The organism is Qipengyuania sp. MTN3-11 (assembly GCF_042851825.1).
Classification (GTDB): domain Bacteria; phylum Pseudomonadota; class Alphaproteobacteria; order Sphingomonadales; family Sphingomonadaceae; genus Qipengyuania.
The window spans coordinates 607770-633526 of record NZ_BTGM01000002.1 but is presented as its reverse complement, the minus strand read 5'-3'; the positions used below and the strand labels follow the sequence as shown (position 1 = coordinate 633526).

Sequence of the window (25757 nt, the reverse complement as noted above, 5' to 3'; positions counted from 1 at the left end):
GACGCTCTTTCGACAATTGGCGCCGCCACGCCTGCGTCACGGCGCGCTGTCCCGCCCGCATCACGCGCAACTGCCACACCCGCAGCGCCAGCAGCGCGCACGCAACCCGCGAGCGAAGCGACCCCGCCCGCCGATCCCCATGCGGGCCATGACATGTCCTCGATGGCCGATCACGACATGGAAGGTATGTGATCGGACGCGTTTCCCGGTGACACGGCTATTCAGGAGATACCCTCGGCAGGAAATCGCAACGAACATCGCAAGATCAGGAAAGGACGGCCCCGCCTCCCCCCGAAGCCCTGCGGGTCGCAGGTGCCCCCAAGGGGTCGTTCAGGAACCCCGCGTGAAGACCAACCCGCGCGGGGTTCCGTTTGCCCGGCTTCGCTGTCGCCGTGCCAGGCGCATCCCGGCAGGGCTTTGTGCTATGTGAGCAGCGTGCAGACGATCGCCTCGATGGTTATGAAAGGAACCGCATATGTCGGAAACGGGAAAAGCCGTTGCGCTGTCGCGCTGGGAAGACGAAGGCGGGGCACTACCCTGCGGGCCGCAGGAAGCGCTCGCTGCCGATTGCGAAAAATGGGATATTCCGCCGCTTTCCGATGCCGAGATCATCCAATTGCGCATCAGGGTGATCGCGCTCGAGAACATGGTGCTCGGCCTTCTGTCGAAGGCCAGCGCCGATCAGCTTGCAGCAATCGAAGAAATCGCGGACTTCATATCCCCGCGTGCCGATGCAAAGCCGCATCCGCTTACCTTGCACGCTGCCACGCAAATGGAGCATTTTGTGGAGCGCGCCCGCCGGTTTCGCGAGGAGTAATAGTCAAGTCTCGTCCTGGCCTTCTAATGCGTCGGGAGAACGAAGCCGCTCCGCATTCGCTTTCGGGCACCCGTACCCGGTCCGGCAGGCAACTTTCGGAACCCTCATCGTCAAGCTGTGTTGAATAATTCGACCGTTATTGATGGGTTGATTTTCGTGCTGACCGCATCGCGAGCGTTTGGCATTTGCCCGACCGTCTCGGAGGCGCTGAGTGGCACAGAGTGCTCCGGTAGACTGTTTTCGCCCCTAGGGGAAGAATGACATCAACGGATAGGTCGCGGCATTCCCTCGGGCGAATGATCCCGTTCCCGGGGAGCCGCGCCGGTCAGCCGCCGATAGCAAGAGGATGGAGATTGATGATGAACAGCTTCCAAAAAGGTCTTGGGCTCGGAACCCTAGGCACTTTGCTGCTCATCGGCGCGGTCGCGCTAATCGTCGTGCTTACGGGCGCGTATAATATCGCTGCCGATGATCGGCATTACCCGATTACGGAGTGGGCGCTTGACACCTCGATGACGAATTCTGTCGAAACCCGGGCGAGCAACCTGAACGCTCCAGAATTTACGCAAGCGATGGTCGAGGCCGGCGCGGGCGATTACAAAGCCATGTGCGCGCACTGTCACGGGGGTGTCGGCGAAGGACGAGCGCAATGGAGTTCCGGTATGCTTCCCCATCCTCCCGCGCTGGCAAACGCCGCGAAGAGTTGGTCGGACGAAGAAGTATTCTGGCTGGTAAAACACGGCGTGAAGGCGTCGGGCATGCCTGCCTTTGGAGGCACGCACGAGGATCGCGCTCTCTGGAATATCACAGCTTTCGTCAAGAACATGCCGCAAATGAGCGAAGAACGATACGCCACCCTCGGATCGGCCGACGGTCATTAGCGAGTTTTGGGGGGCGTGCCGGTATGGACTGCGCATGCGACCCCTCCCTTCCTTGTTCAAACTAGGGCTATCTCGATGCCACCCATTCATCCCGCGATCGTTCACTATCCCATCGCGCTAGGAGTGGTTTCGGTGCTTGCCGAAACGGCTGCACTGGTGTTTGGCGTACCTTCCCTCGCCCCCTTAGCCTACTGGACGATAGCAATTGCCGCCTTGGGCGCGATCCTGGCGGCGGGGGCCGGCTATTGGGACATGAACCGCGACGAACTTGCGCGCGAGACACATGAACTTGTCCATCTCCACCTCAAATCCGGCCTGATTCTGATGATAGCCCTCATCATTGCCGCCGCGTGGCGCTGGTCGCTAAGCTCACCATCGTTTTTCTATCTCCTCTTTGCTTGGGCGATTGTGGCTGGCTTAGCTGTTCAGGCCTGGCTTGGCGGCGAGATCGTCTACTCGCACGGGGGAGGGGTTGCTGCCGCGAACCAGGGAACTGCATCGCCCGAAGAGGCCAAGCGGCCATCGCGTCGGTTCTATCGATGGATAAAAGGCCGCGATTTGAAGAGCAACGGAGACGACCACGCGGCGTAGCGCAATCCTTCACTTCGAAAGTCTGTATAGGAGCTAGTAGAAGAACCGCGAGCGATGTGCGATGCTCCGATATGGTCCCATGGTTCCGCGAGCGCCTATTGCCTAGGCAGGGTAGGCCAGAGCCATGATGCAGCCATAGAGCGTCTGAGAAGCGACGGTCGCGATCGGGGTCAGCTTCCCGTAGTGCAAACCGAAAGCTCCGGGGGGCTCGAGCCGCTGTCCGGGTCCCGGAGCATCGTATTCCGTTACCATTCGCGGATGAATTATCGGCAATGTCGGTAAAAACACGGCGACCAGAAACAGTCCGTGGGCTATGCCGAGCAACGCGCCAACCCACCATTCGGATGTTGCGAGGGCGGAAAAAAGCAGCGCATAGAAGAAGGCGAACAGCCATCCGCCGACAAGATAAAGGAGATATCCGAAGATCATGGCGCGCCGCCGATCGCTCACGACAAACGTTCCGAACAGGAAAGGGAGGCTTAGCCGGGAAAAGCCGAAAAGCTGGGCCCCTTCGAGCACACTGGTCATGACTGCGGTGGCGACGAGGCCCCACGCGGCTACTACCACCCAATTGGCGGCTACCTCTTGAAGAATTTCATTCAACTGTTGCTCATCCCTGCACCATGGATTGCCCTAACAGCATGGAGAAGAGCTGCGTGGGACAAGCCCTGCGGCATATTGCCCAGCATGTGTCCGGTTTCCGGATCGTATTCCTCGGACCATAAGCCCAAATCCCCGGCGGCACCGATGAGCGTTTGCAACCTTGTTACTGCCTCTTCCATCCTGCCGGCCATGGCAAGATATTCGACGGCCCAGAAGCAACACGCCACGAAGGCACCTTCTAAAGATCCGTGACCGTCGATCGCCGGATCGTAACGCCAGACGAAGGGACCCTTTGCCAGTTCGGCATCGATCCTCTCGAATGTAGCCACCATGTGAGGATGATCCGCTTTAATTATTCCGATCTTGGGAAGGAGCAAGACGCTGGCATCGAGATGCTCGCGTCCCAAGGCACCTGTAAAAGCCTGCCGCTTCTCATTCCAACCGGAGACACAAACCACTTTCTCGAGGGCGGCGCGTTCCGCATGCACCGCGTTCCGATTGATCTCCAGGGGGCTACGGTCCGAAAGCCACAGGGCACTGTCCAAGGCCACCCAGCACATCGCTTTCGAATACAGGTGATGTAAGCGACCCTGCCGCATTTCCCAGATGCCGTTGTCAGGCTCTCTCCAACGACGACAGACTGTTTCCACGAAGCCACGCAACCGTCGCGCTTCCGAGACCCCGAACGTACCACCGTGTTCGACAAGCGAGCGCGCGGCCAGAATTACCGAGCCATAGCTATCGAGCTGAACCTGCCCACTGGCCCCATTTCCGATCCGCACCGGGCCCGAGTTCCGGTACCCTTCCAATTGGGATACTTCCTGCTCTTTGAGGTCGCTGCGACCAAAAATATCGTAGACGGGGCGCAAATCGGGCTTGTCTTGCTCGGTCGCGTGCATGAGCCAGTTGAAATAGCCCGATGCTTCGTTCTTGAAGCCATATTGAATGAACGCCGACAGCACGAAATAGGCATCGCGCATCCAGCAATAGCGGTAATCCCAATTTCGCTTTGCGCCTATCCATTCGGGCAGCGACGTCGTCGGCGCGGCCGCGACCGCCCCGGTCTCGCGGCTCGTCAGCAATCGTAGCGCCACGAGACTACGCTTGACGTCCTCGTTGAACCGGCCGCGCAACTCGGCTTGCGAAAGCCAGGCGCTCCACCAATCGTGCGCGGCGTTCTTCTTGGTTTCGCATTCTGGGCCGAGACCCGGAATTGCGCCGACATCGCGTCGGCAAAAAGAGAGCGAGAAATAACGCTTTTCACCAGCATTGAGTTGTTCGCTTCCGCATACCTGACGATCGTCGGCCTCAGAGACGGAAAAGTCGTTACGGAAGAGAATCAGATCGGCCCTGTGCTGGCATGCCCAGGCGTTTCTGCCCCGCCGTTGGAGCTGGGGGTCACGTCCAAAGCCCGGTCTGGGCTCGAAACTGAAGGCAACCTTGGGGCAACCCGATTCCACTTCCACTATGCGCAGCAATTCGCGCTCGGGTTCGATCGGACCTCCTAAGCCTTCCGTGCGCAGGGCCAGGAAGTCTGTCACGGAAAAGGAGGCGGCTTCCTGAATAAAGCGAGTCCGAAGAATGGGGGTATCGTCGAGGTATTCTTGCTCGACGGTCCAATCTCCTTCTGCCCCAATCCGGAACCGCCCGCCCCAGCGACCGAGAACGCCCGAAAACAAGGGAGGGTCGGCGATATTGGGCAGACAAAGCCAGTCAACGCTTCCCGATCTGGAAACCAGAGCGCATGCCTGCATGTCTCCGATGAGGGCATACTCACCTATGGGCGGGAAAAATGAAGGTTCGTCCGAACCCTTCATCTGGGTCGCCATAAGCCCCCGACGGCTGCCACCAGCGCCATGATACCACCGCCGATGGCAAGAGGAAGGCGGTTCTTGGTGATCCAAAGCTGGCTGCTGCTCTTCCTAGCCTTCGCGCCGAAAGACCCGTGCGCACCGTGATCTCCCTTCACGGGCTCGTAAAGATTGTCCTTGCGATCCGGTGAGACGGGTTGATCGGTTTGCTGTCCGTCGATTGCAGTTCTGGCGAGATACCGGTCCATCAGTGGCGACGCTAGCCGGTCGCCCCAGATTGCCTGAAGTGTCGGCCATCCCAGCCTGACTTCCTTTCGACCCGACGTCGAAGCGAAATGTATCGCCTCTGCGGCTATCTCGGGTTGGTAAGGAGGGCTCGCCGGTTTCGGCCGCATGGGCATGCTTGTCCTGATCCAGTCGAATTGCGGCGTATTAACTCCCGGCAACTGTACCATGCTCATCCGGACCTTCGACCCGGCATGAAAAAGCTCGGCCCGGACCGAGTCGTGAAAACCCTGGATCGCGTGCTTTGCGCCGCAATAGGCTGATTGGAGAGGAATCCCGCGATAGGCGAGCGCGCTTCCGACCAGTACGATCGAACCGCGGTTGCGCGGCATCATGCGGCGAAGGGCGGCGAAGGTTCCATGGACTTGGCCGAGATAGGTGACCCGTGTAACCCTCTCGAAGTCTTCGAGGGACATTTCGGCAAAAGGCGACAAGACGCCGGCGAACGCGGCGTTGATCCAGATGTCGATCGGACCCAGGCTTTGCTCGATCCTTTCCGCCGCTTGCTCCACGGCCTGTGCATCGGCAACATCGCATGGGCATACCAGCGCGTGCCCGCCAGCGGCTTCGACATCCTTCCGGGCACCCTCAAGTCCATCTATGCCTCGTGCGATGAGGCCGACGCTCGTCCCTTCCTGCGCGAACCGTCGGACGGTGGCCCGCCCCACGCCTGCCGAGGCGCCCGTTACGACAACAACTTTTCGTTCGTTCGGTATTTTCTTCATGTTCGACTAAAGCTCTCCCCTTGCGGCAAGTTCCGCGATCCGGTCACCCGTGCGGCAGGCAAGGGCCTGAATTGTCAGGGACGGGTTTACTCCGCCGGAAGTGGGAAAAACCGATCCGTCGCACACCCAAAGGTTGGGAATATCCCAACTGCGACAGTCCGCGTTGACCACGCTTGTGGCGGGATCCTCACCCATTCTCGCCGTGCCCATGAGGTGCGCCGTCTCCTCTTCGTTTCGCCAGCGCTCGGTCACGCCTACGGCCTCGAGCGCCCGGTCCATGAAATCTAGGGCGTGAGTACGCATCGCCCGTTCGTTGTCCCCGAAGCCGAAGGTGACGCGCGCGATCGGCAGGCCATAGCGATCGGTCTGCTCGGACAGGGACACGCGGTTCCGCTCATAGGGCAACACTTCGCCCACCATCTTGAGACCGACCGCGTGATTGTATCGGGACATTTCCTCAAGGAGGCCGGCCCCCCACTTGCCTTTCGCCGAGACGGTTCGGGCCCAGTCGGCAGGCAAGGGTCCGGGCGCCATGTAACACCAGCCGCCGTGATAGTCCTTCCCGCGATCCTCATAGTTCCAGTGCTCGGTAAGGGCCAGGCTCGGGGGCGCCTTGTAGGAGCGGATTTCATCCCCAGAGTATCCGAAAACGGATTGATTGAGGTGCACCATCAGGTTCTTGCCGACCATGCCGGAAGAGTTGGCGAGGCCGTCGGGAAATTCCGAACTGGAGGAATTAAGCAGCAGACGGGGCGTCTCGATCGTATAACCGGCAACCACCACGTTCCGGGCACACTGGAAACGCCACTGGCCGTTGCGGAAGTAATGGACACCGGTCGCGCGACCGTTCTTGGTTTCTACCCGTCCGGCCATTGCCAGATCGCGGATTTCAGCGCCTGCAGCGAGCGCCCTTGGAAGCCAGGTATTGAGCACCGATTGCTTGGCATTCGTCGTGCAGCCCGAAGCGCAGAAGCCGCGATAGACACACGGATGTGCTTTTCCCCGCGGCGCCGACAAAGTCGCAATGGGCGTCTCCGACCACGCGATACCCAGTTTCTCCGCCCCGCGGGCAAGGTATCTGGCTGGCGCGTTGAGCGGATGCGCGCGATACGGATAGCGGGGCCGGTGCGGCCCCCATGGGTAACGAACCGGACCTGAGATGCACAGCGCCTCTTCCGCCTCGCGATAGTAGCGCCACATCTCGCGCCACTCGAGCGGCCAGTCGGCACCGTAGCCCAGCTTCGTTCGGCTCTTGAACCATTCGGGACGAAAGCGCAGCGATACCATCATGTAATGAACGGTCGATCCGCCAACGGCCTTCCCCGAATTGTTCGCGCCAAGGTGGATGGGATTGTCACCGTCGACGATCCGATCGTCGGTCCAGTAGAGCTTGGTCTGCTCCTGTTCGTCAGAGGCAAAATCCTCCAGCGGTCGCCAATAGGCTCCGGCATCCATTGCTATGACCGAGAACCCTGCTTCCGCCAGCTTGCAAGCGAGCGTCCCGCCGCCCGCGCCGGTACCAACAATGACGAAATCGACTGCGTCCTCGCCATAGTCGCGCATGGGCACCCAGCCGTCATGCGTGAACACGTCGGGTGCTCTACCGTTTAACGCGCGGGGCTGCTCTTGCGGATTATCGCTCATGGTCTTGGGAAAGAGCGTGAGACGGACCTGTGGGAGCATGCTCGGTGGCTTCCCACGGATCGTGTCTGTTTTCGGTGAGCCGGACGTACCCGCGCGGCGATGCCGGTCCGCCAAATCCCATCGCGCTCCACAGCGAAGGCTGGGCCCAGTGGGAGGAGACCAGATCAGGGAGCAGACGCCACTTCCAGAACAGCTCGGGTGAAAGGTTTCCCCAGAGCACAGAACGCACCTTGCCGCTTTCAACGGCGTACAGAATCTCGTCCGCCTGGTCGGGCTCGATCCTCGCAAACCCGCAATTGAATCGCAGCCTTGCTTCGTCCTCGATCGCGTCGAGACCGCGACGCCAGCATTCCGCCGTGCGAGGCGATGTATTCGGGCGGTAGCCATCGCCTTCGTCTTCGGCGATCTTGCGCACGATCATCGCCAAAGTGTTTGTCGCAGGTCGATCTGGAGGATCCGGACAAACGCGCGCCACGATCACGCGAAGCGTTGCCAACTGGGTATCGCCGAGGACATTCTCGGCAATTGCAAGCGCGAGCCGCTTGTTGATGACGTCTCGGGTGCGCTCGTTCCAGCTCGGCGTATCGCGCTTGGCAAGCACGTCGTAGGCAGAAAATGCATCAGCCACGGGAGAACCTGTGGATCAGCAACAGGGCTCCCAACCCGGCGATCGCGAGGCCGGTGAAGGCGGGTGGCACGGCAACCGGGGGGCCGGCCAGGAGATTCTGCCTCCAGTTCTTCCAGCCGCCCATATTTCTGGACACGCCATAGGCGTGAAAAGCCGTGCCCAGCAGACCTAGCGCCGCCGTCGCTGCGAGCGAAGCGGTGGTTACCCAGTGCACGCGTCCGGTAAGTGCAGTTCGGGCCAGAGCGAGTGCGGCGATTGGAGGGATTGCAACCGGCAGCCACATCGCGGGATTGTGGTAGGCACCGCGAAAGTGCAGCAGCGCGGCCTCTCCGGCGGTTCCGGCAAGGCCCAGAGCCGTGAAACCGGCGAGCGCACGCCCTGACTGCAAGGGCACGGGGCCGAGGGCCGACGCTCCGGAACTCAGCGCGCGCGCGGCCGCACCCAGTGCGCCTACAAAAACCAAAGCTGCAGGCGCTCCGATTGGTGCCTGGTAGAAGAAATTGCCGAGGCTGAAGCCGCCCGGTTGTTTGGCGATATTGTACACGTGAAAGCCCAGGCCGGCGGCTCCGACACCCACGCTGGCGGCGTGAGCGCCGCTCGTCCATGAGCCGACTGCGCCAGTTCTGGCACCGCGCGCTGCTAGAGTGCCATCGTGAACGATGGAGAGCGCCGAAGCCCCGAGCGGCAAGAACATCGCTTTGTTGGCGAAGGAACCACGATAATGTTCGATCGCGGAATCGGACAACACCGAGCCTGCGACCAGGGTCGCGCCTCCGGCGATCCATTGCGCGGCGCGATGGGTGACATCGCCGGACATCAATCGTCCGCGAAGACCTTGCTCATCACCTGTTTGGCCGCGCCTGCGAGCATGCCGGTCTCGTTCGGATCGCCTTTCATCGCGCTGGTCATGAAAGCCTTCGCCTGCTCGAACTTGATATGCGGAGGAAGCGGCGGAACCTCAGGGTCGGTTTTCACCTCGAGCACACATGGACGTCCGGCCGACAATGCCTCTTCCCAAGCAGGGCTCAGCCTCTCGGGATCATCGACGAAAATCCCCTTCAGTCCGATCAGTTCGGCAAACTTGTGATAGGGAACGTCCGGAACGCGCTGCGTCATCTCGGCCTTGGGATTGCCTTCCATCACCCGCTGCTCCCAGGTGACCTGATTGAGATCCTCGTTGTTGAGCACGCAGACAACGAAGGTCTGGTTGGCCCATCTCTGGTGATATTTGGCGACGGTGATCAGTTCGGCCATGTTGTTCATCTGCATCGCGCCGTCGCCCACCATGGCGACCACCGGCCGGTCGGGATGGGCGAATTTGGCAGCGATCGCGTACGGTACGCCCGCGCCCATGGAGGCAAGACCGCCCGAGAGCGAGCCCATCATGCCGCGACGCATATAGAGATCGCGCGCATACCAATTCGCGCAGGAGCCGGAATCGCTTGTAAGTATGGCGCGATCGGGAAGCCGCGGCGACAACTCGGTGAAGACGCGTTGCGGGTTGACCGGGTTGGCATCAACCATCGCACGATCGTGCAGGGTTTCTTCCCAGTCCTTTTTCCAACTGGCGATATCGTCGCGCCAGTCGGTGTCGGTTTTCTGCTCGAGCAGCGGAAGCAGTACTTCGATCGTCTGAGCGACATCCCCCTGCAAGTTAACGTCGTGCGGAAAGCGAATCGAGAGCATCTCGGGCTCGATATCCACCTGAACGCCTCGCGCCTGCCCCTCTTTCGGCAGGAACTCCGAGTAGGGAAAGCCCGAACCCAGTGTCAGCAGGGTATCGCATCCCATCATCAGGTCGTAGCTCGGCTTCGTGCCGAGCAATCCGATCGATCCGGTCACCCATGGCAGGTCGTCGGGCAACACATCCTTGCCGAGCAGCGCCTTCGCCGCGCCGGCGCCAAGACGATCCGCGATGGAAATGACCTCGTCGGTCGCGCCCTTGCAGCCGGCACCCACGAGCATGGCAACTTTCTTGCCCGAATTGAGAACTTCGGCTGCACGTTGCAGATCTTCCCGCGCGGGCACGATCTTCGGCCTGGAGTACCCCACACCTGAGAAGACCGCCCCGTGCTTGCGAGGTGGATCTACCATTTCTTCTTCCTGCAGATCGTTGGGAAGCACGAGCGCGGTCACACGGTTGTTTCCCTTGGCAATCCGAACCGCGCGATCGACCAGGTGGCGCACCTGCGCCGGAACCATGGCATAGCCGGTGAACGCGCCCGCCACGTCCTTGAACATCGATGTCATGTCGAGTTCCTGCTGATAGTGCGCGCCCACCGCCGTGCGCGCCTGCTGTCCGACGATAGCCAGCACCGGCATATGGTCGAGCCGCGCATCGTAGAGACCGGTCAGAAGGTGCGAGGCGCCCGGTCCGGAAGTCGCCAGACACACCCCGAGTTCGCCGGTGAATTTCGCATGAGCCGAGGCCATGAACGCAGCCATTTCCTCATGTCTTGCCTGAACGAACTCGAATTTGTCCTTCATCGCGTCGAGTGCGCCTACGAGGCCATTGATGCCGTCCCCCGGGTAGCCGAAGATGCGGCGGACGCCCCACTCGTGAAGGCGTTCCCAGACAAAATGCGATACCGACTGTGCCATAGTTTCTCCTGAGCCAAGTGCCATCCGCCGCCTTTCGGAAACGAAACGTGTCCAATTAGAGTTCCGAGATACCGAATGTTTTCAATAACACGGGAGCAGCATTATGAACGCGATCGGTCGGAGACGCTGGGTCATCGCCGAGGGTTATATTCCTGGAACCAGCATGGTGGGTGCCGATCAGGCGCTTGTCAGCCACGAGACCGCCTGCATTCTCAATACGGGCGGCACCGCCGCTAAGATACAAGTCACCCTGTTCTTCACCGATCGCGATCCGGCAGGGCCATATCCGATCGAGGTCGGCGCCCGCCGGACACGGCACATGCGCTTCAATGACCTGACCGACCCGGAACCGGTGCCGCGCGATACGAGCTATGCCAGCGTCATCGAAAGCGACGTGCCGATCGTGGTCCAGCATACCCGACTTGACAGTCGAGCGGCCGAAATCGCGCTTCTATCGACAATGGCCTTCCCCGTCGATTAGACGCTGGTCCCGATCGGGAGACGATCTTCATGCACGAACAGGTCGGGTGAAAGCGCTTCGAGGTTCGGCACACCGTACTGGCCGAGTTCGTTCACCATCTCGGAGCGGAGCAGCTCGATTGCCCGGCTGACGCCCGCTGCTCCGTGGGCGCAAAGACCGTAAAGCATGGCGCGTCCGGACAGCACCGCGTCCGCTCCGAGCGCCCGCGCCTTGAGGATGTCGCTTCCCCGGCGAACGCCGCCGGAGATATAGAGCGCGATCCGATCTTTGGCGATCTCTTTCGCGCGCGGCAAGAGATCGAGCGGCGAAATGGCCCAATCGGCCTGCCTGCCGCCATGCCCGCCAAGGATCACCCCGTCCACGCCATGATCGATCGCGCGCGTTACATCTTCAAGGTTGAGCACCCCTTTCAGAAAAAGAGGCTTTCGCCAGCGCTCGCGGATCTTGGCAAAATCCTCCCAGCTGAGTGATTTCCGCATCCGATCGCGTATCCAGTTCGCGCTATCGAAGAAGGAGCGCTGGTCCTTCGGCACGAAGTCGATCACATTTTGGAACACCGGGAACCCGCGGGAGAATGTCGTCGCCAGCCAGCGCGGATGGCATGCAGCGTCGACAAGTGCCGAAAGATTGGGAAACCCGCCGGCTGTGCGGTTTCGCTCGTCCCATTCTCGCTGCCCGAAGATTTGCGCGTTGCTGGTGAGCACCAGAGCTTCGCAACCCGCCCGTTCCGCGCGATCCACCAGTTCCTGCCAGATCTCGTCGCCGCCGAAGACATAGAGCTGCCACCAGTGTCTCAGCCCCGGCACTGCCGCGACATTTTCCATCCTGCTGTTCGACATGGTGCTCTGGATGAAAGGAATGCCGGCATCGGCAGTCGCTTGTGCGAGCGCGATGTCAGCATTGCGCTTGAAAATTCCGTTCAGGCCGGTTGGCGCAATTGCGAGAGGAAGCGGTGCGGTACGGCCCAGAATGTTCGCGGAGACGTCGCGGCACGTCTCGTCGGCAAGCGTGAATGGCATGGCCCGCCATTGGGCAAAAGCTTGGCGCTCCCTTGCCAGCGTGGCTTCTTGTCCCGCACCGCCTTCGAGATATTCAAGGACGAACCGGGGCATGAGTTTGTGCGTTCGTGCGCGAAGATCCGCGACCGACCGGACCCGCGCCAATTTCCTGCCGGTATAATGGGTCCGCCGGGGAGACGACCCGACTTGGGCAAAGGACCCCTCTGCTTTCTTCCGATCGTTCAGGTCGATCTCCCAAGTACCTGTCCTATTGAACCCCGGAACTTTGCGTCTCGTTGTCGGAAACGCGCCAGACGGTATTGCCGACATCGTCTGCAACCAGCAGCCCGCCGCGTCCATCGAGCGCAACCCCGACAGGTCGACCGTAAGCCTCGCCATCGGCACTGAGAAACCCGGTAAGGATATCGTAGACTGGCCCGCTGGGACGTCCTTCGGCAAAGGGGACGAACACGACTTTGTAACCGCTCGGCGGCTTGCGGTTCCACGATCCGTGCTGACCAACGAAAGCGCCTTTAAGGTCGAGCGGTGCCGCGCTGGAGGGTTCTGTGAAAGCCAGACCCAACGAAGCGGTGTGGGGGCCGAGCGCGTAATCGGGAATCAAGGCCCGAGCGACAAGATCGGGACGCTGTGGTTCGACCCGTTCATCGACATGATCGCCCCAATAGGAATAGGGCCAGCCATAAAAGCCGCCATCTTGGACCGCAGTCATGTAGTCGGGAGGGACGTCGGAACCAAGCTCGTCGCGCTCGTTGACGGTAACCCATAGCCTTCCGCCGACTGGTTCGAACGCCATACCGACAGGATTGCGCAATCCACTGGCGAAAAGCCGCTCGGCCTTGGTCCGCAGATCGATCTCGCGTATTTCGGCGCGCCCCATCTCGTGTTCTTGCCCGTATTCAGCGATGTTGCTCGCCGAACCAATGGCGACATACAGTTTCGTGTCGTCGGGACTCACGGCGAGGCTGCGTGTCCAATGCTGGTTGTATCGCCCGGCGGGAAGCGCCGCGATTTGTTCGCCCTGCTTGCTGATGCTTTCGGCCCCCGTCTCATAGTCGAAACGCAAAACTGCATCGGTATTTGCGACATAGAGATTGGACCCGACGAGCGCCATCCCGAATGGCGAGTTGAGACCGGTGATGAAAGGCACCTGCATGTCGGCCACTCCGTCAGCGTCCGTGTCGCGCAGCAATGTGATGCGGTTTGCGCTTGGTACGGCCGAGCCCGCTTTTTTCATGAACAGTTTCATGAAGAAGCCTTTGATCCCCTGTCCCAGTTCCGGTTGCGGCGGGGCGGCGGATTCCGCCACGAGCACATCGCCATTGGGCAGGACGTGGAGCCAGCGGGGGTGCTCCAGACCGCGGGCAAACGCAGTGACCGAAAGCCCCTGCGCCGGAACGGGTGCAAGGCCGCGTGGCCAACCGGTCGCAGGCGCGACATCGAAAGTCGGCAGGAGGTTCTCCGCAGGTTCGGCGATCTGCGGGGTGGAACCGCTTGCTGCCTCAACTGGTAAGTCGGCCACGTGACCGCAGCCCGCAAGAGCAATCGATCCGAGGAAAGTTGCAAGAGCAGTCAGTCGCATGGAAGTTCCTTATGGGCAACGGCTTCGGATGGGCCGCGCACGGCGTGTTCGTAACCCGGACGCGCAAAAGTGAACAATCCGTAGCGCATGGCACCGGTTCGATAGGCAAGCATCAACCTGGGTAGACTGAGCGCGAAGCTTCTGTTGCGGGTCTCGCTACTGGCGACCAGGTGCCGGTAGGAACGATCGGTTGCGAGCCGCTTCAGGAGCCTCATCAGGCAGATGTCCCAGGTTCGGCGGACCTGATCGCTTAGGTCCTCAAAGGAAATTAAGCCGAAACCGGCGCGCCGGCCGAATTGTTCATACTCCTCTTGCGTCCCCATCCCGGGAAGGTGTCCTTCGCGACAGATCGGTTTGAGCAAGTGCCGGACTTCCCATTTGTGGGCGCTGCCCGATGCCAACCAGGCGCAGACCACCAGCCTGCCGCCGGGTCTGATCACGCGGAAGGCTTCGTCGAAGCATCGCTGCTTGTCCGGCATATGCTCTGTGCTCTCGATAGCATAGGCGCCATCGAAAGAGCGTTCGGTGAGATTGTTCCGTAGCCAGTCGCGTAGGATGAACCGGACACTTCCTGTCCGCTGCGCCGCGCGGGCATATTGTCGGCGCGAGATTGTCAGGCCCGTTACGTCCACGCCAAAAGACGAGGCGAGACGCTGGGCTGTCGCGCCGTAGCCGCATCCGATGTCGCACAAACGGTGCCCGGCTTCCGGAGCCAATCGCTCTGCGACCAGGTCGACCAGGGCGTTCGATGCTTCGCGCGTCGCTTCATCGCCAGAGCGCCAATAGCCGTGATGCACGTGTTCGCCCCAGATTTCGCGATAGACGCGATCGAGTTCGTCGTAGTGACCAGAGACATCGCTCAACTGTGGTCGGGAACGGGGAACTATCATCACCTGTTCCAATCCCTTGATAAGGGTACTCGTTCCTGAACTATCGAAACGGGATAAAATGGTGCCTGTAGGGCAGCGGACGCGGCGCGGAGTGGAATGGCTGAATGAGCAAGCGACTGATCACCCGTTACCTCGCCGGCATCGTCAAACGAGGCACGCTCACTGTGCGTTTCGCCGACGGTTCGAGCGAAGAATTCGGTACGCCTTGCGAAGCCTACCCCGATGTGACCATCCGCTTTCTCGACCGCAAGGTTTCGCGGGACATACTGCTCGATCCGCGGTTGGGTGCAGCGGAGGCGTTCATGGAGGGGCGTCTGGTTGTCGAGCGCAGCGGGATCATGGAACTAGTAGAACTGTTGCGGGCCAATACTCCCTGGGATCGCGGAGGATCGATCGGTACGCCAAGCCTCCTGCGGCGTTGGCGCAACCGAGCTGCCTTCGCGCTCGAGTCGGTGAATTCGCGGATCGGGTCGCGGCGCAACGTGGCGCATCATTACGATATCGGGAACAGGTTCTATCAATTGATGCTCGATGCCGAGCACATGCAGTATAGCTGCGCCTATTGGGACGATGGCGTCGAAACATTGACCGGCGCGCAGGAGGCCAAACTTGCTCATATCGCGGCGAAGCTTGTGTTGGCGCCGGGGCAAGAGGTTCTCGACATTGGCTGCGGCTGGGGCGGGATGGCGATCTATCTGGCGCAAAGAATGGATTTGCGCGTCACGGGCATCACGCTCAGCGAGGAGCAACTCGATCTCGCTCGAACCCGCGCCGAGAGCGCGGGCGTCTCCGGCCGGGTGAAGTTCGAACTGGTCGATTACCGCGACCTCGCCGCCCGGGGCGAGCGCTACGATCGGATTGTCTCGGTTGGTATGTTCGAGCATGTCGGACGTCCGCAATTCGAAACGTTCTTCCGCTGCTGCGCCAATATGCTCGCGGACGACGGGGTAATGCTGCTGCACACGATAGGTCGGATCGGGACGCCGGGTACAACCGATGCCTTCACCCGCAAATACATTTTTCCCGGCGGATACATCCCCGCACTATCCGAAACGGTCGCGGCGAGCGAAAAATACCGCCTTATCGCCAGTGACGTCGAGATGTTGCGGTTACATTATGCCAGGACCCTGCGGGCCTGGTATGCCAATTGTGAAGCCAATCGCGATCACATCGAGGCGATGTTCGACGCACGATTCTACCGCATGTGGACCTTCTATCTCGCAGGAGCCACGGCGGCCTTCGAACATGGCGGCATGTGCAATTTTCAAATTCAATATTGTCGCGACCGGAGAACTCTACCATGGACGCGCGGATACATCGGCCAAGCCGAAGAAGAATTGCGGTGCGCGCGAGGTAAGCATTCGGTGCGCGCGTAAGTGAGGCTTATGGACTTGAATTCGAAATGATGCAGGCCTGGCGGAGACAGCCGGCCTCTAATTTTCGTATCGGTGGTCATCCGGTGCCACAGTGACGGTGCAGTCTATCATCAGCCGTATCGAGCGCAAGGCACATACCAGCAAAGCGAGTTCCTCCTCGGAGCGGCAAAAATGATTCTCCGCGTTCCCGGGTTCGACGAGCATGCCGATCAGGACAGACTCATCAGCGCTTGGATAGCAGTCTGCGCCGACAATGAGGGGCCGCTTCATGGCCGCCTCGAAGATGGTCATGAGGCTATCGAAAGCCGGGGCAAGAATCTCAAGACGGTAGTCGGCTAGAGTTTGGTATAGACGAGGCTGGCGCGCCAAGCCACTCTTCTTAGCAGCTTCCCAGCACCGGATCGCCTCCACGATCATGCGTTGTGAAATCTCGAACGTTCCATCGGAACCTGCGCGAGACATACGCGAGACCTTTCAGGTTCTGGCTTGCCAATAAAAAGGAGCATACGACCGACGCCGGTTTTTCGTGCCGGACAGGTAGGCGCGCCGATCACTCGACCAGTGAACTCCTTTGGCCTTGGAAGTCGGCGTCAACCAACCTTATAAGCAGGCAGGGATTGCATCTTTCGCTTGCCTAGGACGAACTCCTTGATGGCTCAAGTGCGCCCGGCCGATAAAAGGCACGTCGAGGCTTTTGTTTAGCCTTCAATTTACCCGGCATGTACTCATGATTTTGCAACTGGGTCATATACTTCGAGATTCAGGGCATGTAATTTTATCACCAGTAAGGGGTGACGGCCCAATATTCGTAAGCGCGGGTTTGGTAATCGCGGTCGTAGACGGTGTCGCGTTCGCTGTCCTTGTAGCTCGGCGCTTCCTTCAATCGATCTTCAGTAACGTCGAGATGATAGCCACCTAGTTCGGAATCGTATTCAAACTTTTCCCAAGGCAAGCTATGCAGTTCACCGCCCATGCCGAGAAAGCTGCCGACCGAAATTTCAACATCGCGCGCCTGACCGCTACGCTTTTCGATAAGCACACGTTCGACAGTGCCAATTTTATCGCCATTCGCCCCGTAGACCGCCGTTCCTTCGACACGATCGCTGCCGATCAGAGCGCTGCTTCGAACATTTTCATTCGGCATAGTGAGAGCTCCTCTTTCTGTAACCGTTAAAGTGACTTGCGCTGAATCCTACAACGCTCGAGCCGCGGAAATAGTTTCCCCATCGTCTCGCTGATGTGGTCTTCGTCCCTGACTGGCTAGGCGGCCCATGACATGTCCTCGATGGCCGATCACGACATGGAAGGTATGTGATCGGACGCGTTTCCCGGTGACACGGCTATTCAGGAGATATCCTCGGCAGGAAATCGCAACGAACATCGCAAGATCAGGAAAGGACGGCCCCGCCTCCCCCCGAAGCCCTGCGGGTCGCAGGTGCCCCCAAGGGGTCGTTCAGGAACCCCGCGTGAAGACCAACCCGCGCGGGGTTCCGTTTGCCCGGCTTCGCTGTCGCCGTGCCAGGCGCATCCCGGTAGGGCTTTGTGTTATGTGAGCAGCGTGCAGACGATCGCCTCGTTGGTTATGAAAGGAACCGCATATGTCGGAAACGGGAAAAGCCGGGGCGCTGTCGCGCTGGGAAGACGAAGGCGGGGCATTGCCCTGCGGGCCGCAGGAAGCGCTCGCTGCCGATTGCGAGAAATGGGATATTCCGCCACTTTCCGATGCCGAGATCATCCAATTGCGCATCAGGGTGATCGCCCTTGAGAACATGGTGCTCGGCCTTCTGTCGAAGGCCAGCGCCGATCAGCTTGCAGCAATCGAAGAAATCGCGGAATTCATATCCCCGCGTGCCGATGCAAAGCCGCATCCGCTTACCCTGCATGCCGCCACCCAGATGGAGCACTTCGTCGAGCGCGCCCGGCGGCTTCGCGAGCAACCCACCGCTGATTGAGCGACGCTTGACCGGGCCACGAATGCTGGCCTTCCTCGCCGCGGCCCGACCGATGATCCGAAAAGAGTGCGATGGACCTCGATACGCTTCTCATGCGCTATTTTGGCACTGCCGATCCTGGAGCGGTTGGCGCAGAAACCTTGGCCTCGGGGATCGAGCGATGCCAGGTCGATCTCGGTCTGGAGCAGGACCGGGGAAAACGCTTTGCCCTGTGCGCCATGCTCTACCTGCTCGGGTCTGCCCCCGACCTCGACGTGGCCTTCGAGAACGAGGAAGACCGGGAAGCAGCCCGCAACTTCATGGATTTCCTGGCGGCATCGGAAGTCAATGAGGTAAGCTGATTGCAGCAGGGTCTTGGCACCTTCAGACCCGCACCCGATACCCATCCGGCTTTCTTCGCGAACAGTCCTGAACCAGGTCAGCTGAGGAGCCGCAACCCGTTCCTTTCCGGCCGTGTTGGCGGCTTCGCCGCCTGCCCGCACCACCCGTCATGAACGGGTTTCCCTTCGGCCCTTCAGGCCTGCGGTGCAGTCCTCCCATGCCCTGCTTCTTCTGAATGTTCGCAAGCCGGAGATGGTCTCCGGTTTGAGGAACTGAAGGAACTTATCTCATGACCAATATCGCAATCCTCACCGGCCGTATCGCCCGCGATCCGGACACCCGCGAAACCAAGGGCGGAACCAGCGTTACCGGGATCACTGTCGTCACCGATCGTCCCGCGCGGGACAAGGACGGCAAGACCTACAAGGACGAGAACGGCTACACCGCCAAGGACAGCGAATTCCACCGTGTGACCTGCTTCAACGGCCTTGCTAAGACCGTCGGTCAGTATTGCTCGAAAGGCCAGCTGGTCTCGGTCCAGGGCCGTATCCACTACACGCAGTGGGAAGACCAGGACGGTGTGACGCGGTATGGCTCGGAGATCCTTGCCGACAAGGTCGATTTCCTCTCGCGGGCCAATGGCGGCGACAACCAGGACGCTCCTCCGATCGACTGATCCGGCGCCATCGAACCAGCCAAAGGAGGCTCTGCCGGAAACGGCAGGGCCTCTTTCGCTGTTCACACGTCCTTCCGCTCGTTCTTCTCTCCGGGGAATAGCCAGGCGCTGCCCGGAGGGCCCGACCCATTATGGCAGCGATCATCTGAAACGGTCGTTTGAGGTGGACTGGATTGGCCTGGCTTACCGCATTTCCAGCATGATGGTCCCGCGCCGCCCGCATCAAGGACGGCAGGGGCCCCACCATTTTGTCCGCCGCCGGATTGCATCCGGCACCGGACAAAACCGTTTCCCCCTGCGCCGCTTCGCGGTCGCCCTGTCAGGCGATCCTGTGACCCGGTCTGCCCGGGCCCATCGGCCAACCTCCTGTCGTCTCGCGACAGATTTCAGGAGGATTATCATGACCTATTTCACGAAATGCACACTGCCTTCGCGCAATTATTTCGAGGCTCTGGAAACAGCTGAGCAACGGTCCTTGCACAGCTTCTTCGACCAGCATGTTATCGAGGATGACGAACTCGGATATCGCGCGGTCGACGAAGGCGATTACAACGCGCTGCCCCCGCATCTTGCGATCCGGGTCGTTCATACCGTCCATGGCGGAATGCTCGACGAATTCTGAGACATTCGGCAGGGCAGGGGCCAGCAGCGGTTCCTGCCCTTTTCTCGTGTTTCCGTAGCTGAGCGCTAGGGTCAAGATGTCGATCCAGAAGAAACCGGCGTTTCTCCGAATATCAGCCTGGCCCACGGGCCTTCGGGATATGTCGAGCGGGGCTGGGGACGCACTCTGTCCCGCGCATCTGGCGATGCGCTCCTGAGGGTGCGGCATTATGCGTTCCGGGGCCCCGCACGCACTTGCGAACCGGCAGCGGGTCGGGCGAGCGGGAAGCTACGGCCGCGACAGGCCCCGCTTGCCTTGCTTCCCACAGGCCCTTGGCCGCTGCCTCTATCGCAGGTGCGGCATCTTTTTCGGACCTTTCGGCATTGCAGCCGAAAGTCTGCCGAGCGGCGCAATAGCGTCGGGCCCTGCACGGATGCCGCCCTTCCTCGATGCTGCCGAGCTCATGATCGGTAGGGGCGACAAATCCGAACGCAGCATCGTGTCGCTCCCCCCATCGCCAAGGCATGCGCCATCACCCTCCGCAATCAGCGGCAGTTAGCCGCAGCCACCCGAGCCTCTTGGAGCTAACCCCATGCCCGCCGTTCCCGATCCGGTCCGTCCCCGCTACCTGCGCACCCCAGATGCCGCGGTGCATCTGGGGCTTTCGCCGCGCACGCTCGAAAAGCACCGATGCTATGGAACAGGGCCGGTCTACCACAAGCTCGGCGGTCGCATCGTTTATCGGCCCGAAGATCTCGACGCCTGGGCCGAGCAGGGCTTGCGCCATTCGACCAGCGATCCGGGCAAGGGCGTCGTTCATCCTGCCAAGCGGATCGACGGCTACACCGGTCCGGTCCGGCGCTGAGGCGATACCATGCGCTCCTTGAAGACATCGGACGGCGGGGCCGGACAGCTCGACCTGTTCGTCGGCGCGGGCAGCGACATCGCCGCGCGCGATGCGCAGGATCTGATGGCCTGGCCTTTCTTCAGCCTCGCCAAGACAAAACGCGTGAAGCCGATCGACTTTCGCATGGGCGAGGTCGCCATTCTGGTCGAAGCGACCGCCGAACATGGCATGGCCACCATCTGGGACGCCGATGTACTGATCTGGGTAGCGAGCCAGATCGTCGAGCCGTTCACCACTCTGCCGCAGGTCGATCCTGGCGCGCAAATCCTGCTCTCGGTGCGAAGCTGGCCAAAGGTTCGCCAGGTCTTTGCGCTGATCGATGCGATCGAGGACGTTGGCATCGATCCCTGCGATGTAGCTCCCGACCACTGGCATCATGTCCACAACAGGCTGGCAGGGGGCATGCAAGTACGTTCCTATTCCCCTGCGCGCCATCGCGACTGGCTGCGGCGGCGAAAGCTGCAATCATGAGGCGGCGCACCGCCTTTCTGGCAGGCATGGTCGCGGCAGCGACACTGGCCAGCATCGCAATCCCGCTCTCGCGACTTTTGGTCTGGAACGTGACGGCCAGCGTGCCGGTTGGACTGTACTCAATCGGCGGAAAGACCGGTCTCCAGAGGGGCGACCGCGTCGCGATCGATCCTGCTTTCAGGCTGCAGAAATACCTCGCCTCGCGCGGCTATCTTCCTGCGGGCGTTCCGCTCATCAAGGAGGTTGCGGCGCTTGGCGGGGATACGGTCTGCCGGCGCGACCTGCTCATCGAGATCAATGGGACACCTGCGGGCTCGGCGCGTCGGCGCGACAGCCTTGGACGCGAACTGCCCGTCTGGAAAGGATGCCGGACTATCGCTGCGGATGAACTGTTCGTGATGAACAGGCGCGCCCCCGGCAGCTTTGACGGGCGTTATTTCGGCCCGGTCGCACGCGCCGATGTCATCGGGCGCGCGCGGCCCGTCTGGACCAACGAAGCGGGCGACGGGGACTATGTCCTGCTCGCCTCGCCCGCCGACTTTCCCATTCCCAACGTAAATGATGGAGACGCACAATGACCTGTATCGGCACTTTTGCAGCCACACCCGACGGCTTTGAAGGGCGGCTGCAAACCCTGACCATCGACGCACCGCTGACCCTGGTCCGGGACGCTACGAAGACTGGCTTGCCGGACGGCGTTCGCTGCCACTCGAAACGCGCCGCTATGTCGCCCGGATTGCGCCGCTGTTGCAGTCCGAGCGCATGTTTGCGGCGGCGCCTCTACAAGCCGGGAATGTTCCGGCTGGCGCCTTGCAGCCTCCCGGCGCAGCGCGAAAAGAGTTGGACGAGGTGGCTATGCCCGGCCCCGCGGCGAACCCCTTCGCGCGACCGGAACAAGCCGCGCACGATCTATTCGCGCCCGTCTCGACGGCTTCCTCCCAATGAAAGCGAGCCTCGCACCTTCGCGCAGCCATGCGTTCCCTGGCGAAAGCGGGCGAAGGACGGGAGACCTTGCGGTCCTTCCGGAGACAGCACGGCTATCTCTTCTGGCGTGGAGCTTCGGGATTCCCCTGTCGCGAGATCGATGGTGGTGTATTCCGTCGCGATTGCTTCCCGCGGGATCGGGCGGGACGTGAATTGCGGCGAAATGCTCTCGTCGTAGAGGAAGCCCCGGCGCGCCTGCTGCGCGATTCCCAGCGCCGCCCGTCTTATTCCGGGCCTCGTGGCGACGACGAGCGCTTCGCCGCCGCCGAGCCAGGCGAACGCATCGACATCGTCGGGGAGGGTGGTGACTTGCCGCGCGTCCGTTCCTCCCGCGCTGTCCGCCAGCCAGACCTGGTTCGACCCTTCGATCCGTTTGAGATAGGCGATCGATTGTCCGTCTGGCGACCAGCGCGGCGTGTTGACCTTGGCCCAGCCCGCGGTGACCGACGGAAATTCGCGCAGCCGAAAATCGTCACGGAGATATTCACCGCCCCGATCGAGCTCCCGCGGTGCCTGGCTCCTGTCGAGCGGCATGACCACCAGCCGCTGGCAATAGCCGTTGGTCTCGGCATTGCCGCGCCGCACGGCGAATGCAATCTGCTTCATATCTGGCGAGAGACCGAAGGCGCTTGGCGTTTCGTTGGGATCCGCTCGCCCGATATCGGCAAGTTGCACCAGGTCTTCCGCCGTCATGCCGCGCTTGCCTCGAAGCCCCGGGCTGCTTTCGAAAGCCTCGCAGGGGTCGGCAAGCGACCGGGGCGGCTCGGCGACGGGAATGATCGAGAAGGACAGGGCAGCAGCCAGGAAACCCATCACCAGTGCCTCCTGATACCGAAGGCGATGAAGCGGCCGATTGGCGAATAATTGGTCGAATCATACGGTGTGTCGTTCGGCCCGGTAATGGCGATGACCTCGGGCTCGTCATCGAAGACGTTCTGGATGGTAAGCGAAACCTCCAGGCCCGGATCCCTGTCCGCGCCTTCGATAATCTCGTAACTGAATCCGAGATCGAGAGTTGCGCTCGGTGCAATCCGGCTTTCTTCGGCAAATCGTCGATCTCTCAAGGCTCCGGTGTAGTTGAGCGCGGCATTCGCCTTGAACGCGCCCGTTTCGTAGCGGGCGGTCCCCCGGGCGCGGATGCGAGGAGGATTGAACACTGTTCCCGAAAGCTGCACCTTGGGGAGCGCGGCGGTCAGCTGCTGGTCGCTGTCGAGCCAGCTGCCGGCGAGCTCGAGCGACATGGAATCGTCGCCGCGCAGCCTGCGGGTCCATGAGATGCGCGCATCGATGCCTTCGATCTGCTGGACCGCGACGTTGATATTCCGGTTGTCGACCAGGGCGACCACGTTGGCAGCATCGTATTGCGAGCCGGAAAAGTTCTGCAGACCCAACTGGGCTCCGGAGATGAGTCCCGCCAGCAGGTCGGCCTGCGGCGAGAAATCGATCAGGCTGGCGAAACCAGGATCGCGGAAGGCAGCGGCAATCGATCCGGCAATCGGCTGCACGACCCTGTCGCTGTAGCGAATATCGTACCATGTTGCCGAAACGAGCAGGCCGGGGACGCCGGCCGGCTCAAGCTCGACCCCGGCGGTCCAGCTGCGTGCACGTTCGGACTGGATATCCGGATTGCCGCCGCTGGTGAACAGGACGGTGTCCGGACCGGAGCCCGCGCCAAAAGCTACAGCGGGGAGCAGGAATGCCTGATAGGGCGTAAACTGCTGAAACAGCGTGGGCGCCTTGAAGGACCGCGACCAGCTTGCCCGGAAGGTCAGCCCGGCGACAGGCGAATAGATCGCACCGAGGCGCGGCGTGGCCAGCTGATCGAGGTCCGGGTAGTCCTCATAGCGCAGCGCGGCCGAGAGACTGAGCCGTTCGATCCCGGAAATATCATTGCTGCCCGAAATGATGGGGAGAAAGAGCTCCCCGTAAGCGAACCGGCTGCGCCGGGTGATATCGAAGGCCGCCGAGGGACTGGCATTGATTTCCCGCGAGAAGTCGAGACGATTGTTGCGAAATCCGGCGCCTACCGCAAGCCTGGCGGCCCCGCCGGGAAGCGTGAACAACGGACCCTCGGCACCGATCTCTCCCGAAGCGATGGCGTTGCAGAAGCAGCCTGTCGTGACCGTTTCCGCGCCATTTTGCGTGGAATTTGTCTGGAAATGCGTTCGATCGCGCCCGAACACGCCAAGCGCCGTCGCCATCCAACCCGAGCCGAGCTCGATCTCGAGCGAAGGGGCAAAAGTGATCGCTTCGACATCCGGCTCGGACACGAACCGCGCCGCCGGCGTGCCGCTGACGATTCTTGAGCTACGTGTGGAATAGAGCGCATCGAGGCGCGCGGTCACACCGGACGCGACCATCTGGTGCCCGGAAAAGATTGCCGCGTGGCGACGCTGCGAAGGATACAGCGAGGTCTCGGGATCGAGCGATGCCGCATAGGAGCGCTGGCGCGCAGCGATCCTGGAGTTGTTGGAAAAGTCGTAGGCGAGCAGGAAACCGCCACTGCTCCAGCGCGTGCCTCCGACGATGTCAGCCTGCTGGCGGAAGTAGCCCCCGTCGGTGCTCGCTCCAATCTGCCCCGAAGTGGTGATGCCTTCGAAGTCTCGCCGCAGAACGACATTGACGACCCCTCCCACGGCGTCCGAGCCGTAAATAGCCGATGCCCCGTCCGGTACGATTTCGATCCGGTCCACCGCAGGCAGGGGTATGGCGGAGATATCGACACCCTGGAGCGCCGAATCGTATGGCAGGCGGTGACCATTGAGGAGGGTCAGCGTGGCGTCTGGACCAAGGCCCCGCAAATTGGCGCTCGACGCCGAGTTGACATTGCTGTTCGCATTGCCCGCACCGAAGCCGATCCCCGGGTTTTGACCCCCTGAGAAATTCTGCGGCAGCGAGCGGATCGCTTCCCCGAGATCGACTTGACCTGCTTCCACGATGGCCTCTCCATCGAGCGAAATGACCTCGCCGACCACCCGCGCGCCGCGAATGCGGGTACCCGTGACGACTATGGTGTTTCCTTCATTCTCGCCCTGCGAGGCTTCCGTGTCGTCGGGTGCGGGGCCGGGCTGTTCGCCCGCCTGTGCACGAAGCGGCGTGGCAAATACGACGAGAGCCGTCCCCGCGAGGAGGGCTGGCAGCCCCCTTGATTTCAGCATCATCCTGATCTCCCTGTTCAATCGCGACGTGCCGCTCTGGCTTCGCCGTTGCAGGGGTTGACGCATGGATGGGCCGGCACCCTAGTTGCACATGAAATTAAATTGACCGGGACTCAGACGTCCTCGGCGGCCAGCTCGCGCCGCAGGTGAGCGAGAGCTCTCGTCATGTGGTATTCGACCGTCGACAACCCGACACCGAGTTCGAGATGAATTTCCCTGTAGGATTTCTTCTCGAAGCGGCTCATCGCGAACACCCGGGCGGTCTTCGCCGGGAGTTCGGCCAGCGCTTCCTCGAGAAGCTGTTTGGTCTCCGCCGCGTGTAACCGGTCTTCCTGGCAAGGTAGACTGGTGCCATCGCCATTCTCGGTGAGCGACAGGGTCACGATCCGGCAGCGACTCCTCCGGGCGAAGTCGATTGCCAGGTTCCTCGCGATACAATGCAGGAAACCGCCCGGATTGCGCAGTTCATTCAGTTGCGCGCTCCCAGCGGCACGCAGGAAGACCTCCTGCGCAAGATCGCTGGCGTGCTCGTGACCGACCTTGCGCTTCAGGTAAGCCAGCACTCCGGCACGCTCATCCCGGTAGAGAGCTTCGAGCAGGCGGCTGCGCGGAAGCGATGCCCGTGTGGTTTGCGGTGACGAGGGCGAGGAAAGCGATTGTGTAGCGTGGTGCCGGGATCCGGCAGCGAAATCGGTCATGCTCAGCGGGAGCAGGCGACCGCACTCGTCGGCTCGTCAGCATGAGCCGGATGCGGAG

General features: G+C 61.3%; 27 protein-coding genes. 12 read left to right on the top strand and 15 right to left on the bottom strand.

Going from position 1 to position 25757, the window contains the following annotated elements:
* Window positions 1-475: 475 nt before the first annotated feature.
* The 3 genes from ACGHN1_RS10370 (at window position 476) to ACGHN1_RS10360 (ending at window position 2289) form a co-directional block, all read left to right on the top strand.
* A complete protein-coding gene (locus ACGHN1_RS10370) occupies window positions 476-817 on the top strand; it encodes a hypothetical protein (protein ID WP_251104401.1) in 342 nt (113 codons plus the stop codon).
* A 356-nt stretch (window positions 818-1173) separates the two neighbouring features.
* Window positions 1174-1698, top strand: a complete 525-nt coding sequence (locus ACGHN1_RS10365; protein ID WP_390550838.1) for a c-type cytochrome — start codon at window positions 1174-1176, stop codon at window positions 1696-1698.
* A 75-nt stretch (window positions 1699-1773) separates the two neighbouring features.
* A complete protein-coding gene (locus ACGHN1_RS10360; RefSeq protein WP_390550837.1) occupies window positions 1774-2289 on the top strand; it encodes a DUF2231 domain-containing protein in 516 nt (171 codons plus the stop codon).
* A 102-nt stretch (window positions 2290-2391) separates the two neighbouring features.
* On the opposite strand, the gene ACGHN1_RS10355 is transcribed toward ACGHN1_RS10360, so the two are convergent.
* The 7 genes from ACGHN1_RS10355 to ACGHN1_RS10325 are packed head-to-tail and all read right to left on the bottom strand — an operon-like array spanning window position 2392 to window position 10586.
* Window positions 2392-2892 carry a hypothetical protein gene (locus ACGHN1_RS10355; protein ID WP_251104398.1) on the bottom strand — a complete coding sequence of 167 codons (501 nt, stop codon included), beginning with the start codon at window positions 2890-2892 and terminating at the stop codon, window positions 2392-2394.
* On the bottom strand, window positions 2889-4721 hold the full coding sequence (locus tag ACGHN1_RS10350) for a glycoside hydrolase family 15 protein (protein WP_390550836.1): 1833 nt from the start codon (window positions 4719-4721) through the stop codon (window positions 2889-2891). The genes ACGHN1_RS10355 and ACGHN1_RS10350 overlap by 4 nt, the downstream gene beginning before the upstream one ends.
* Entirely contained in the window at window positions 4706-5713 is a 1008-nt protein-coding gene (locus ACGHN1_RS10345) for an SDR family oxidoreductase (RefSeq protein WP_251104396.1), read from the bottom strand. Before ACGHN1_RS10345 ends, ACGHN1_RS10350 begins: the two co-directional genes overlap by 16 nt.
* Before the next feature lie 6 nt (window positions 5714-5719).
* On the bottom strand, window positions 5720-7357 hold the full coding sequence (locus ACGHN1_RS10340; protein WP_251104395.1) for a GMC family oxidoreductase: 1638 nt from the start codon (window positions 7355-7357) through the stop codon (window positions 5720-5722).
* Window positions 7347-7985: a gluconate 2-dehydrogenase subunit 3 family protein gene (locus tag ACGHN1_RS10335; protein ID WP_251104394.1), complete on the bottom strand. Its 639-nt coding sequence runs from the start codon at window positions 7983-7985 to the stop codon at window positions 7347-7349. Before ACGHN1_RS10335 ends, ACGHN1_RS10340 begins: the two co-directional genes overlap by 11 nt.
* Window positions 7978-8802 carry a hypothetical protein gene (locus ACGHN1_RS10330; protein WP_251104393.1) on the bottom strand — a complete coding sequence of 275 codons (825 nt, stop codon included), beginning with the start codon at window positions 8800-8802 and terminating at the stop codon, window positions 7978-7980. The genes ACGHN1_RS10335 and ACGHN1_RS10330 overlap by 8 nt, the downstream gene beginning before the upstream one ends.
* Window positions 8802-10586 carry a thiamine pyrophosphate-requiring protein gene (locus ACGHN1_RS10325; protein WP_251104392.1) on the bottom strand — a complete coding sequence of 595 codons (1785 nt, stop codon included), beginning with the start codon at window positions 10584-10586 and terminating at the stop codon, window positions 8802-8804. The genes ACGHN1_RS10330 and ACGHN1_RS10325 overlap by 1 nt, the downstream gene beginning before the upstream one ends.
* A gap of 103 nt (window positions 10587-10689) precedes the next feature.
* On the opposite strand from ACGHN1_RS10325, the gene ACGHN1_RS10320 reads away from it, so the two are divergent.
* Entirely contained in the window at window positions 10690-11067 is a 378-nt protein-coding gene (locus tag ACGHN1_RS10320) for a sensory rhodopsin transducer (protein ID WP_251104391.1), read from the top strand.
* Here the strand turns inward: ACGHN1_RS10320 and ACGHN1_RS10315 are convergent.
* Genes ACGHN1_RS10315 through ACGHN1_RS10305 form a run of 3 tightly spaced genes read right to left on the bottom strand, consistent with a single transcriptional unit; the run spans window position 11064 to window position 14528 of the window.
* Window positions 11064-12395 carry an alpha-hydroxy-acid oxidizing protein gene (locus ACGHN1_RS10315; protein ID WP_390550835.1) on the bottom strand — a complete coding sequence of 444 codons (1332 nt, stop codon included), beginning with the start codon at window positions 12393-12395 and terminating at the stop codon, window positions 11064-11066. The two genes, ACGHN1_RS10320 and ACGHN1_RS10315, sit on opposite strands and share 4 nt — an antisense overlap.
* Window positions 12334-13665: a PQQ-dependent sugar dehydrogenase gene (locus tag ACGHN1_RS10310; protein WP_390550834.1), complete on the bottom strand. Its 1332-nt coding sequence runs from the start codon at window positions 13663-13665 to the stop codon at window positions 12334-12336. Before ACGHN1_RS10310 ends, ACGHN1_RS10315 begins: the two co-directional genes overlap by 62 nt.
* Complete coding sequence (locus ACGHN1_RS10305; RefSeq protein WP_390550833.1) at window positions 13656-14528, bottom strand: SAM-dependent methyltransferase; 873 nt, start codon at window positions 14526-14528, stop codon at window positions 13656-13658. Before ACGHN1_RS10305 ends, ACGHN1_RS10310 begins: the two co-directional genes overlap by 10 nt.
* A gap of 131 nt (window positions 14529-14659) precedes the next feature.
* On the opposite strand from ACGHN1_RS10305, the gene ACGHN1_RS10300 reads away from it, so the two are divergent.
* Complete coding sequence (locus ACGHN1_RS10300; RefSeq protein WP_251104387.1) at window positions 14660-15931, top strand: cyclopropane-fatty-acyl-phospholipid synthase family protein; 1272 nt, start codon at window positions 14660-14662, stop codon at window positions 15929-15931.
* A gap of 57 nt (window positions 15932-15988) precedes the next feature.
* Here the strand turns inward: ACGHN1_RS10300 and ACGHN1_RS10295 are convergent, their stop codons facing one another.
* Both ACGHN1_RS10295 and ACGHN1_RS10290 read right to left on the bottom strand, forming a co-directional pair.
* Complete coding sequence (locus ACGHN1_RS10295; RefSeq protein ID WP_390550832.1) at window positions 15989-16348, bottom strand: hypothetical protein; 360 nt, start codon at window positions 16346-16348, stop codon at window positions 15989-15991.
* A 361-nt stretch (window positions 16349-16709) separates the two neighbouring features.
* Entirely contained in the window at window positions 16710-17075 is a 366-nt protein-coding gene (locus tag ACGHN1_RS10290) for a PRC-barrel domain-containing protein (RefSeq protein ID WP_119587676.1), read from the bottom strand.
* A 454-nt stretch (window positions 17076-17529) separates the two neighbouring features.
* On the opposite strand from ACGHN1_RS10290, the gene ACGHN1_RS10285 reads away from it, so the two are divergent.
* The 7 genes from ACGHN1_RS10285 (at window position 17530) to ACGHN1_RS10255 (ending at window position 21437) form a co-directional block, all read left to right on the top strand.
* Window positions 17530-17883 carry a hypothetical protein gene (locus ACGHN1_RS10285; RefSeq protein ID WP_010240464.1) on the top strand — a complete coding sequence of 118 codons (354 nt, stop codon included), beginning with the start codon at window positions 17530-17532 and terminating at the stop codon, window positions 17881-17883.
* A gap of 71 nt (window positions 17884-17954) precedes the next feature.
* Window positions 17955-18224, top strand: a complete 270-nt coding sequence (locus tag ACGHN1_RS10280; protein WP_251104385.1) for a hypothetical protein — start codon at window positions 17955-17957, stop codon at window positions 18222-18224.
* Window positions 18225-18493: 269 nt separating this feature from the next.
* Window positions 18494-18880 carry a single-stranded DNA-binding protein gene (locus ACGHN1_RS10275; RefSeq protein ID WP_054522840.1) on the top strand — a complete coding sequence of 129 codons (387 nt, stop codon included), beginning with the start codon at window positions 18494-18496 and terminating at the stop codon, window positions 18878-18880.
* Window positions 18881-19280: 400 nt separating this feature from the next.
* Window positions 19281-19502 carry a hypothetical protein gene (locus ACGHN1_RS10270; RefSeq protein WP_390550831.1) on the top strand — a complete coding sequence of 74 codons (222 nt, stop codon included), beginning with the start codon at window positions 19281-19283 and terminating at the stop codon, window positions 19500-19502.
* 571 nt (window positions 19503-20073) lie between these two features.
* Window positions 20074-20346 carry an AlpA family transcriptional regulator gene (locus tag ACGHN1_RS10265; RefSeq protein ID WP_251104384.1) on the top strand — a complete coding sequence of 91 codons (273 nt, stop codon included), beginning with the start codon at window positions 20074-20076 and terminating at the stop codon, window positions 20344-20346.
* Window positions 20347-20355: 9 nt separating this feature from the next.
* The gene (locus ACGHN1_RS10260) at window positions 20356-20859 is read left to right on the top strand and encodes a DUF2840 domain-containing protein (protein WP_390550830.1); all 504 of its coding nucleotides are present in this window, start codon (window positions 20356-20358) and stop codon (window positions 20857-20859) included.
* Entirely contained in the window at window positions 20856-21437 is a 582-nt protein-coding gene (locus tag ACGHN1_RS10255; RefSeq protein ID WP_047822804.1) for a S26 family signal peptidase, read from the top strand. Before ACGHN1_RS10260 ends, ACGHN1_RS10255 begins: the two co-directional genes overlap by 4 nt.
* A 331-nt stretch (window positions 21438-21768) precedes the next feature.
* Here ACGHN1_RS10255 and ACGHN1_RS10250 read toward each other — a convergent pair whose 3' ends face one another.
* The 3 genes from ACGHN1_RS10250 to ACGHN1_RS10240 form a co-directional block, all read right to left on the bottom strand.
* A complete protein-coding gene (locus ACGHN1_RS10250) occupies window positions 21769-22656 on the bottom strand; it encodes a hypothetical protein (protein WP_390550829.1) in 888 nt (295 codons plus the stop codon).
* On the bottom strand, window positions 22656-25004 hold the full coding sequence (locus tag ACGHN1_RS10245) for a TonB-dependent receptor plug domain-containing protein (protein ID WP_390550828.1): 2349 nt from the start codon (window positions 25002-25004) through the stop codon (window positions 22656-22658). The genes ACGHN1_RS10250 and ACGHN1_RS10245 overlap by 1 nt, the downstream gene beginning before the upstream one ends.
* Window positions 25005-25114: 110 nt before the next feature.
* Entirely contained in the window at window positions 25115-25699 is a 585-nt protein-coding gene (locus tag ACGHN1_RS10240; RefSeq protein ID WP_082836098.1) for a sigma-70 family RNA polymerase sigma factor, read from the bottom strand.
* Between the last annotated feature and the right edge of the window lie 58 nt (window positions 25700-25757).

Coding starts and splice junctions, on each gene's coding strand:
- ACGHN1_RS10320 (WP_251104391.1), top strand. CDS start 10,690: ATGAACGCGATCGGTCGGAGACGCTGGGTCATCGCCGAGGGTTATATT.
- ACGHN1_RS10285 (WP_010240464.1), top strand. CDS start 17,530: ATGTCGGAAACGGGAAAAGCCGGGGCGCTGTCGCGCTGGGAAGACGAA.
- ACGHN1_RS10280 (WP_251104385.1), top strand. CDS start 17,955: ATGGACCTCGATACGCTTCTCATGCGCTATTTTGGCACTGCCGATCCT.
- ACGHN1_RS10275 (WP_054522840.1), top strand. CDS start 18,494: ATGACCAATATCGCAATCCTCACCGGCCGTATCGCCCGCGATCCGGAC.
- ACGHN1_RS10315 (WP_390550835.1), bottom strand. CDS start 12,395: ATGTCGGCAATACCGTCTGGCGCGTTTCCGACAACGAGACGCAAAGTT.
- ACGHN1_RS10295 (WP_390550832.1), bottom strand. CDS start 16,348: ATGATCGTGGAGGCGATCCGGTGCTGGGAAGCTGCTAAGAAGAGTGGC.
- ACGHN1_RS10365 (WP_390550838.1), top strand. CDS start 1,174: ATGATGAACAGCTTCCAAAAAGGTCTTGGGCTCGGAACCCTAGGCACT.
- ACGHN1_RS10270 (WP_390550831.1), top strand. CDS start 19,281: ATGACCTATTTCACGAAATGCACACTGCCTTCGCGCAATTATTTCGAG.
- ACGHN1_RS10345 (WP_251104396.1), bottom strand. CDS start 5,713: ATGAAGAAAATACCGAACGAACGAAAAGTTGTTGTCGTAACGGGCGCC.
- ACGHN1_RS10340 (WP_251104395.1), bottom strand. CDS start 7,357: ATGAGCGATAATCCGCAAGAGCAGCCCCGCGCGTTAAACGGTAGAGCA.
- ACGHN1_RS10300 (WP_251104387.1), top strand. CDS start 14,660: ATGAGCAAGCGACTGATCACCCGTTACCTCGCCGGCATCGTCAAACGA.
- ACGHN1_RS10260 (WP_390550830.1), top strand. CDS start 20,356: ATGCGCTCCTTGAAGACATCGGACGGCGGGGCCGGACAGCTCGACCTG.
- ACGHN1_RS10290 (WP_119587676.1), bottom strand. CDS start 17,075: ATGCCGAATGAAAATGTTCGAAGCAGCGCTCTGATCGGCAGCGATCGT.
- ACGHN1_RS10330 (WP_251104393.1), bottom strand. CDS start 8,802: ATGTCCGGCGATGTCACCCATCGCGCCGCGCAATGGATCGCCGGAGGC.
- ACGHN1_RS10240 (WP_082836098.1), bottom strand. CDS start 25,699: ATGACCGATTTCGCTGCCGGATCCCGGCACCACGCTACACAATCGCTT.
- ACGHN1_RS10370 (WP_251104401.1), top strand. CDS start 476: ATGTCGGAAACGGGAAAAGCCGTTGCGCTGTCGCGCTGGGAAGACGAA.
- ACGHN1_RS10265 (WP_251104384.1), top strand. CDS start 20,074: ATGCCCGCCGTTCCCGATCCGGTCCGTCCCCGCTACCTGCGCACCCCA.
- ACGHN1_RS10325 (WP_251104392.1), bottom strand. CDS start 10,586: ATGGCACAGTCGGTATCGCATTTTGTCTGGGAACGCCTTCACGAGTGG.
- ACGHN1_RS10360 (WP_390550837.1), top strand. CDS start 1,774: ATGCCACCCATTCATCCCGCGATCGTTCACTATCCCATCGCGCTAGGA.
- ACGHN1_RS10245 (WP_390550828.1), bottom strand. CDS start 25,004: ATGATGCTGAAATCAAGGGGGCTGCCAGCCCTCCTCGCGGGGACGGCT.
- ACGHN1_RS10255 (WP_047822804.1), top strand. CDS start 20,856: ATGAGGCGGCGCACCGCCTTTCTGGCAGGCATGGTCGCGGCAGCGACA.
- ACGHN1_RS10310 (WP_390550834.1), bottom strand. CDS start 13,665: ATGCGACTGACTGCTCTTGCAACTTTCCTCGGATCGATTGCTCTTGCG.
- ACGHN1_RS10250 (WP_390550829.1), bottom strand. CDS start 22,656: ATGGGTTTCCTGGCTGCTGCCCTGTCCTTCTCGATCATTCCCGTCGCC.
- ACGHN1_RS10350 (WP_390550836.1), bottom strand. CDS start 4,721: ATGGCGACCCAGATGAAGGGTTCGGACGAACCTTCATTTTTCCCGCCC.